7 protein-coding genes are annotated in these 8,847 nt (G+C 37.8%); 6 read left to right on the forward strand and 1 reads right to left on the reverse strand.

Features of this window, described 5'->3' with window-relative positions; genetic code table 11:
• Window positions 1–291: 291 nt before the first annotated feature.
• Together AC3G7N_RS20010 and AC3G7N_RS20015 are read left to right on the forward strand one after the other, a co-directional pair.
• Entirely contained in the window at window positions 292–1,380 is a 1,089-nt protein-coding gene (locus AC3G7N_RS20010; protein WP_489423928.1) for an N-acetyltransferase DgcN family protein, read from the forward strand.
• Window positions 1,377–2,462, forward strand: coding sequence for an alanine/ornithine racemase family PLP-dependent enzyme (locus AC3G7N_RS20015; RefSeq protein ID WP_489423929.1), 1,086 nt, complete (start codon window positions 1,377–1,379; stop codon window positions 2,460–2,462). Before AC3G7N_RS20010 ends, AC3G7N_RS20015 begins: the two co-directional genes overlap by 4 nt.
• A gap of 91 nt (window positions 2,463–2,553) precedes the next feature.
• Here AC3G7N_RS20015 and AC3G7N_RS20020 read toward each other — a convergent pair whose 3' ends face one another.
• A complete protein-coding gene (locus tag AC3G7N_RS20020) occupies window positions 2,554–3,978 on the reverse strand; it encodes a Na+/H+ antiporter NhaC family protein (RefSeq protein ID WP_489423930.1) in 1,425 nt (474 codons plus the stop codon).
• A gap of 142 nt (window positions 3,979–4,120) precedes the next feature.
• On the opposite strand from AC3G7N_RS20020, the gene AC3G7N_RS20025 reads away from it, so the two are divergent.
• The 4 genes from AC3G7N_RS20025 (at window position 4,121) to AC3G7N_RS20040 (ending at window position 8,683) form a co-directional block, all read left to right on the forward strand.
• Window positions 4,121–5,188: an AI-2E family transporter gene (locus tag AC3G7N_RS20025; protein ID WP_489423931.1), complete on the forward strand. Its 1,068-nt coding sequence runs from the start codon at window positions 4,121–4,123 to the stop codon at window positions 5,186–5,188.
• A gap of 105 nt (window positions 5,189–5,293) precedes the next feature.
• A complete protein-coding gene (locus AC3G7N_RS20030; RefSeq protein WP_489423932.1) occupies window positions 5,294–6,802 on the forward strand; it encodes a Mur ligase family protein in 1,509 nt (502 codons plus the stop codon).
• A 94-nt stretch (window positions 6,803–6,896) separates the two neighbouring features.
• Window positions 6,897–8,381 carry a UDP-N-acetylmuramoyl-L-alanyl-D-glutamate--2,6-diaminopimelate ligase gene (locus tag AC3G7N_RS20035; RefSeq protein ID WP_489423933.1) on the forward strand — a complete coding sequence of 495 codons (1,485 nt, stop codon included), beginning with the start codon at window positions 6,897–6,899 and terminating at the stop codon, window positions 8,379–8,381.
• Between the two features lie 101 nt (window positions 8,382–8,482).
• Window positions 8,483–8,683 (forward strand): hypothetical protein, encoded by a 201-nt coding sequence (locus AC3G7N_RS20040; RefSeq protein WP_489423934.1) that lies wholly within the window; start codon window positions 8,483–8,485, stop codon window positions 8,681–8,683.
• The last annotated feature ends 164 nt before the right edge of the window (window positions 8,684–8,847 follow it).

Raw genomic sequence — 8,847 nt, forward strand, 5'->3', positions numbered from 1 at the left:
TATATCCAAATAACGATTGATATATCCAAATAACGATTGATATATCCAAATAACGCATAAAAACTCAATATAATAATGATAAACATTATTTCTTGAACTGTGCTATAATCATAAGTGTAGTAAAAATAATCTGAATACCACGAAAAACACCTTGCATGATTAGTATCTTGGCTCTCTACGCCTGTTTGATTTCCACTATGTATTGAGGTGTTTTTTGTTTGCTTTTAAATGGAAAATTTTTACATTTTATGAAGACATGATACAAAAATATATAAATTGGAGTGAAAGTTTATGAAGGAAACAGCAATCGTTTATTGCGAAAGCAAATTCGGTACGATGGATGGAAAGACCGCAAACGGACTGGTAAGAAGTTCTGGTAAATACCAGATTGTAGGAGTAATTGACAGTACAAAAGCTGGTTTGGACGCAGGGGAATATCTTGAGGAGAAGCCAAACAACATTCCAGTGTTCGAAAGTCTTGAACACGCTCTTGAAAAATTGTCCACAGTACCCGATCAGTTTATTTATGGGATTGCACCTTCTGAAGGGTTTTTGAAAAGTAATGAGAGAGAGATTGTGTTAACTGCAATGGCACATGGGATGAGTATAGTCAACACGCTTCATGAATTTTTTACAGATGATGAAGAATTTGTGAAGCATTCTTTAAAGTTCGAAGTCACTATCAATGACGTGAGAAAGCCGCCACAAAAGAAAGACATGCACCTATTTTCAGGGAGAATTTTAAACATCAAAACTCCAATTATTGCTGTGCTTGGCACGGACAGCGCTGTCGGCAAAAGAACGACATCTGTTTTACTTGAAGAAGCGTTAATAGAAAAAGGGCTAAATGTTGCGTTTGTGGCTACAGGCCAAACGGGATTGATTCAAGGTGCAAAATACGGTGTAGCAATTGACGCCATTCCTTCACAATTTATGACAGGTGAGATTGAAAATCAAATCATGAGAGCTTATGAAAATGAAAATCCTGATATTATTATTGTTGAGGGTCAAGGGGCATTAAGTCATCCTGCCTATATCAGCTCATGTTCCATTATTCGGGGGTCAAGACCGAGTTCTATCATTGTTCAACATCCACCGAAAAGAGAGAACCTTGGTGACTTTAACTATATGAAAATGCCAACACTAAAGAGTGAAATAGATCTCATTGAAACATTTTCAAAGTCACAGGTTATTGCTGTTACCATTAATCATGAGGATATGTCGGATGAAGAGGTACTTGAGGCTGTTTCTGAGTACGAAAAGGATCTTAAACTTCCAGCTACGGATGTATTAAAGCATGGTTGTGACAAACTAATCAACAGGTTTTTAGAGGTTTATCCCGAGTTAAAGACTAAAACTAAAAAAGTGCTTGTTAATTGATAGAAACTGTCGTACGTGCCACATCCAGGGTTGAGATCAATCTTGCAAAGATCGCCCATAATGCTGAAAAGCTGGTTCAACTATATGGTTCAAAGGGAATTGGACTCATGGGAGTCACGAAAACCGTGTGTGGCGATCCGGCTATCGCTGAAATTTTTGTAAATAATGGGATTCATATGCTGGCTGATTCTAAAATAGTAAACCTTAAGAAAATGCGTGATGCGGGGGTAAATGCGCAATTTGTCCTGCTAAAGTCACCCGCCCTTAGTGAGGTTGATGCAGTCATTCAATATGCCGATATCAGTATGAATAGCGAGTTGGTTGTCATCAAAAAGCTTGCTGCGGCTGCCAATCTATGTAAATCAGAACATCAAATTATCCTGATGGTAGAAATGGGAGATTTAAGAGAAGGAATCATGCCTGTAAATCTGGAAGGATTCGTTCGGGAGATTCTAAACCTTTCAGGGATTTCGATTGTGGGTATCGGGGCAAATTTTGCTTGTTTTGGAGGTGTGAGACCAAGCGAAGATAACATGAGTGACTTATCGAGACTGGCTGGCATTATTCAAACAAAATTTTCACTTCCCCTCTTACACGTTACAGGTGGAAATTCAGCTAACTACAACTGGTTTACTGCAACTGAAAGTATTGGGAATATCAATAACTTACGATTAGGTGAATCGATCTATTTGGGACGCGAAACGCTTGATCGAAAAGCTATTCCGGGATTATTCACAGACGCGTTTACGTTTGTTTCAGAGGTAATTGAATCGAAAATAAAGCCATCTGTTCCTTACGGGGAAACTGGGCAGGATGCGTTTGGAAATCGCCCTGAATTTCGTGATCGCGGACTGATTAGAAGGGCTATTGTTTCTTTCGGATCACAAGACGTTCTTGTGACAGGACTAACACCCGAACTAGATATTGAAATTCTCGGATCCAGCAGTGATCATACCATTCTTGATGCTAAAAAGGTTGATTTGAAAGTAGGAGACGAGGTTAGGTTTGCTCTAAATTATGGCGCACTTCTCTCAGTTATGACGTCTGTATATATAACGAAAAAATATATAAACGCTTTATAATTGAGAATTTTGTAAGTTCGGTATACTGCTCGATATAATCGAGCGAATACCGTTATATGCAAAATATCCCCGCTCCCCATCCCACTTCTTATCAAACCAGGAAGAATCCAACCGCTAGGTACAAAACAGCTGCAATCCCTGCGCAAATCGAAGCAAATTTCAATTTATATCGTGCGTACTCAACAAGTGGCATATCTAGAATAGACGCAGTTGTAATGGTTGTGTCCCCGAGCGGTGACGCCAGTGCCCCGAAAGCGCCGCTTGCAAATACAGCTCCAACTGTCAAAGCTAATGATGAATCAGTTACCGTTGCAAGTGTGATTCCGAGCGGCATGAACAACCCCCATGTACCCCATGAAGATCCAATAAAATATGCAACTATCGCCCCGATTACAAAGATGACCGCTGGTATAGTAAAAGCAGGTAAAAATGTTCCAAGTGTTGAACTGATAAATAAAGAGAAGCCAAGATCCTCTGCTACAAGTGACAAGGCCCATACAAGCACTAAAAGAATAATTGCTTGCATCAATCGATTTCCGCCATCAAAAAAGTGATAAATCGTTTCGCCTATCGGCTGACGACGTAGCATATAAAAAATAAAGGTGATAACCAAGGTAATAAAAACCGCGAGTAGCATTACAAACGTAGCATCAGCTATTGATAAGGCCTGGAAAATGCTATCTGCTCCTTTTTCATTGCCATCTTGCCATAATAGATATAAGGAAAAACCTAAGAGCAGGAACAATGGTATAATCAAATTCCAAGGCTGTGCCTTAACCATTGACAGTTCTTTTTTGCGGCCTAATTTGTGATAGTCAGGTTCGTTTTTCTTTCCATCATCTGATTGCTCTTTTGATTCGTCCTCTTTTTTAGATGAAGACCAAAATGTTTGAACTAGTCCAAGTACTAATGTAACAATTGCAAAGAAGTTGAATGGAATACTGAGTAAAAAAATTTGATAGGCCGAAACATCAAGTTGGTGTTTTTGAATGCCGCTATCCACCAAGGAAATCATAAAACCAACAAATGCTGTTGCAACTGGGAGAAGCACAATGACAGATTCAGTCGAGACATCCATCGTCATTCCAACCTTTTTCTTGGATAATTTCATTTTCTCCATAATAGATTTAATAACAGGACCGATCATCATAATCCGGAACATTGGCATCATGAAGGTAAATGGAAGCGTTAGCCAGATTAAACTTAGTAGCCCCCGTTGTGAGTGAATTTTTCCACCGATCCACTCAGAAAATCCTTTTATACCACCAGATATGGTCATCATGCCAACAAGCCCGCCAAATAAATAAAGAAATGCAATGATTTGAATGTTTGATTTATCCGATAATGTAGCTACGATATATGTAATTGTTTCCTTTGCCCCACCTAAAAGGTTTGCTTCAACGAGCAAGGCCCCAACTAAAAGTCCTAGAACTAGACCTGGCATTATTTTTTTTAACCAAATAGACATAGCGATTACGATCAAAAATGGTATTAAAGACATCCATGTGTTTTCCATAGTATCCAACTCCTAACACTGATACGATGTCCAATTTCCACGTTTTCATTCAAATTTAAGCTTCTTGATTCAAGTGCTGTTTAGTATAATTGTTTAAAAGGTAAAGAACAGAGAGGAAACCTATTAAAAGGAAGGTGCTTGAATGTGGATTAGACACGCTTTTTTTAAATATGCATTAGGAACACTACTCGTTTTGCTTTGTATTTATTTCCTGGGAAAAGTAGACTTTTTTCTTAACCCATTCCAAAAATTGATTGCAATACTTTTCTTTCCAATTATTATTTCTGGGTTATTTTATTACATACTTAGGCCAGTGGTCGAGTTCTTTTCCAGACCGAAATATATGAATCGTCCAATCGCAATTATAGCCGTTTATGCACTCTTTGCAGTTATGGTGGTTTTGTTTATTCAGCTTGTTGGAGCAAAGGTTGTTGACCAGGCGCAACAAATAACAGAGCAGTTTCCGTCAAAAGTAGAGGACACAGTTGAACAAACAAAAGATATTATCGAGGAAAATAATTTCGGTATGTTTTCGGTGGAAGAAATTAAACAAAAGACGATTACATTTTTAAGTGATCTTGCACAAACAATTGGTGATAATATTACGGCGATTGTTGGGGCGATTACGAGTGTGGCAACCGTTCTGATTTTAGTTCCGTTTATTCTGTTTTACTTTTTGAAGGATGGAGACAGGCTCCTGCCATACCTACTTAAGTTTATCCCTAATAAGCATTTAGAAGAGGGAGAAAGAATATTGAAGGATATTGACCGTACGCTTTCCTCCTATATTCTTGGACAGTTGACTGTGGGGCTGGTGGACGGTGTGTTGATGTATATAGGTTATATGATTATTGATCTAGATTATGCTTTAGTTCTCGCTTTGTTTGTTATTATTACTGCGGTAGTACCCTTGATTGGTCCCGCTTTAGGCGTTTTACCTGCAATTTTAATTGCTTTAATACAGAATCCAGTAATGGTGCTATATGTTCTGATTATTCTCCTTATTGTTCAGCAGTTAGAGGGAAACCTTGTCTCACCCGCTGTTTTTGGAAAAAGACTACAGTTACATCCATTAACAATTATTTTGTTGCTAGTAGTAGCAGGATCGCTTTATGGATTTGTTGGAATCTTAATTGCCATTCCGCTTTATGCAGTATTGAAAGTTACCATTAAGAACTTTTATAAGTTTTACCGTCTTCGTAAATTATAACTATAGCAGATTATAGGCTAATAAAGGATGTCCAACATATTCATAGAATAAAATTTATTGTATAATGGTTTAAAAGCATGCAGAGAAGGGGGCATAGAATTAAAGATGAAATTAAGCCAATTAGTAAAATCAATTGACATGGTAAATGATATGGAAATCAAGGATATTGACATAGAAGGAATTTCCTATCATTCACGAAAAACTTCGAATAATAGTATGTTCGTATGTGTTAGGGGCTATAAAGTGGATGGTCACAACTATTTGAATGATGCCGTGAAAAATGGTGCAAAGGTTGCTGTTGTGGAGGAAATTCAAGAAAATATTTCTATCCCCCAGTTTCTCGTAAAGGATAGTAGAGTGGCTTTAGGACAATTAGGAAATGTTTTCTATCATTATCCATCTGAAAAGATGAAAATGATAGGTATTACTGCAACCAATGGAAAAACAACCACTTCTTATATGATGAATGCTATATTAGAAAATGAGGGGTTGAAAACAGGGTTGATTGGAACGGTAGTAATCAAGATAGACGATGTTACCACTGAATCAGAGCTTACCACGCCCGAATCGTTGGATTTGCATTATTATCTAAATGAGATGGTGGAAAAAGGTGTTTCCCATGTATGTATGGAAGTTTCGTCGGCGTCCCTGCAGATGCATCGTGTAGATGCTGTTAACTATGATATCGTAGCACTTAACAATCTGACTCCTGAGCATGCAGAAACGCATGGATCGTTTGAAAAATACGTTGAAGTTAAATCTAGGTTGATTAGAGAAGCAGATGAAAAAAGTGTTGCTGTTCTTAACTTAGACTCTCCATACTCGGCGACGTTAGTAAACCAGACAAATGCTAAGGTTATTTCGTATGGCATTGAAGATAAAAACGGGTATATTCATTGTAAGAATTTAGACTTAGCTACAGGGCGGGCTAAATTCACAGTGGAAATTTTAAAGCCAATTCATACGGGTGACAATGAGATTGAACCTGGCGAATTTACAATTGAGTTGGGAGTTCCTGGTATGCATTCTGTGTATAATGCGATGGCTGCCATTACAATTGGACTACTTTGTGGCGTTTCTGTATCGACCATTCAACATACACTCAACGAATTTTCAGGAGTGCCAAGAAGGTTTGAATTTATATACGAAGATGAATTTATCATAATAGATGACCATTTTGCTAATCCAGGGAATATAGAAGTTACCTTGCAAACATTAGAGCATATGGATTACGAGAATCTTCAACTCGTTTATGCGATTAGGGGACAAAGAGGAGCTACTATAAATAGAGAGAACGCAGAAGCTATAGTGGAAAATGCCTCAAAGCTTAATATACGTGAGATTATAGCTACAAAGAGTTCATCACATGTAACTTCTAATGATGAAGTAACGGATGATGAAATGGAAGCATTTATAGATGTCATGCAAAACGCGGATATAAAAGTAGAAGTATATGACGAATTACCTGAGGCAATACATGCTGCTCTTTCAATAGCTAAGAAGAAGGATCTAGTTTTATTGGCTGGATGCCAGGGAATGGATCATGGAGCAGGAATTGCCTTTGATCAAGTATATAAAGGTAACGGTAAGGTACGCAGGCAAAAGTCAAGGTAATTTGCATAGTTCATATAACGGGATCAACTCTTAAATAAACAGCGTAAACAAACAAAGAAGCAGTAACAATTTCATCATCTGAGGAGCTGTAAAGATGTTATTAACCTCTATCGTAAAAGGTCTTGAATTTGACAACATTAAAGGAGAATTGGATAAGGAAATTAGCGCGATCTCCTATGATTCTAAGGAAGCCATGGATAATAGTATCTTTGTTGCAGTTTCAGGCTTTGCCATCGATGGGCACCGATTTATTGATGATGCAATCAAGCAAGGTGCATCAACGATTATACTCGAAAAAAGTATGCCTATAGAACAAGATGTTACAGTTTTAAAAGTGGTTAACTCACGGGATGCACTAGCCCGGGTTTCAGCTAACTTTTACCAAAACCCTACTGAACAGTTAAGTGTTATTGGGATTACAGGTACAAATGGCAAAACCTCAACATCGTATTTTATCAAGTCAATTTTTGAACAGGCAAAGCAATCCATGGGCTTAATTGGAACAATCGGAACTTTGATCAACAATAGGCTGGTAAAAAATGAAAATACAACACCAGAGTCGCTTAACCTGCAACGTACCTTTTTAGAAATGAAAAGTGCGAAAGTTGATCATTGTATTATGGAGGTCTCATCACATTCCTTAAATTTAAAGCGGGTGGCGTACAGCAGATTCAATACGGGGATATTCACAAACCTCACCCCTGATCATTTAGAGCTGCATAATAACATGGATGAGTATTTTGAAGCAAAAGCTGAACTTTTTGATCTAACAAAAGATTTCAATATTATTAATGTGGATGATAAGTATGGCAGAAGATTAATTAATCGAGTGAAGGACTATGAAACAACGTTAGTAACATTTGGGATGGAACATAAGGCAGATATCTATCCCACTGACATACATTATTCATTTGATAAGACTACTTATACGGTTAACACCCCATCCGGAAATGTTAAAGTCACTGTTAATATACCTGGTGCTATATATGTATACAATAGTTTAGCGGCGATTGCTTGTGCTTATTGTAATGGTGTTTCTCTTGAAGAGATTCAGCATGGAATACAGAATGTTAAAGGCATCAAGGGTCGGTTAGAGACAATTTACAAAGATAATGAGTATAAAGTTATTGTGGACTTTTCTCATACTGAGGATGCATTGGAACAAGCGCTTAAGACTATTCGTCCTTATGTAAAAGGAAAACTAATTCTAGTATTTGGTGTGTACGCAGACGAAAGTGATAAAGGACGAGAAAAGCGAGATGGAATGAGTCGCATTGCATCGACCTTTGCGGATTTTTCTGTTGTTACATCTGATAACCCGAAGAATTATGACCCATTGATGATTGTTCAAGATATTTCCCAGGCAATGGTTCGCTATAATGGTGAATACAAAACAATTATCGACCGCGAGACGGCTATTCAGCACGCCATTGAGATAAGTAAGAAGGATGATACGATACTTATTGCAGGCAAAGGGCATGAGACAACGCAAAAAGTTGGCGACCTGGAAGTTCCTTTTGATGAAACAGAAATAGCTTTAGAAGCTTTAAAGAAAAAGAAGCAGTTTGTGGAGTTATAAGTGATAAAAAGTAATTTAGGATACTATATAACCGATGACTAGCATAAACATCATTAACAGGTTGAATAAAGGTTCTATAACTTTTGTAGGAGGAATGGCGAATGAATCATCAGCAGGATAAGCGGTTTGATGAGTTTTTGTCAGATTCTTTTAAGGATGGAGCTTGTATTAGAGAATTACGGTTAACAAACGCTGAATTGAAATATGTACAACTCAAGTTTCCAAAGTCGGAAGTAACGAAATTGCCTGGAAACAGAAGTCGTACCCCGAAAAAGTTATGGTATGAAATACGGATTAAATAATAGTAAAAAAGACCAGTTCCTCTATAAAATGAGTGAACCGGTCTTTTTCTATAAGCAAGAAATTATACGTTTTGGCAATTATCTGTCTAGCTCCAGCGCCTAGACACTGGAGACATAAGCAGTTCGCTTCCGTGCGGGCAAAGCACCCACACTGCACCGCTCTG

This window comes from Virgibacillus carmonensis, from assembly GCF_057836705.1.

Bases quoted from the DNA above. Each gene is read 5' to 3' on its own strand.
- AC3G7N_RS20020 (WP_489423930.1), bottom strand. From the start codon at position 3,978: ATGGAAAACACATGGATGTCTTTAATACCATTTTTGATCGTAATCGCT.
- AC3G7N_RS20010 (WP_489423928.1), top strand. From the start codon at position 292: ATGAAGGAAACAGCAATCGTTTATTGCGAAAGCAAATTCGGTACGATG.
- AC3G7N_RS20040 (WP_489423934.1), top strand. From the start codon at position 8,483: ATGAATCATCAGCAGGATAAGCGGTTTGATGAGTTTTTGTCAGATTCT.
- AC3G7N_RS20035 (WP_489423933.1), top strand. From the start codon at position 6,897: ATGTTATTAACCTCTATCGTAAAAGGTCTTGAATTTGACAACATTAAA.
- AC3G7N_RS20030 (WP_489423932.1), top strand. From the start codon at position 5,294: ATGAAATTAAGCCAATTAGTAAAATCAATTGACATGGTAAATGATATG.
- AC3G7N_RS20025 (WP_489423931.1), top strand. From the start codon at position 4,121: ATGTGGATTAGACACGCTTTTTTTAAATATGCATTAGGAACACTACTC.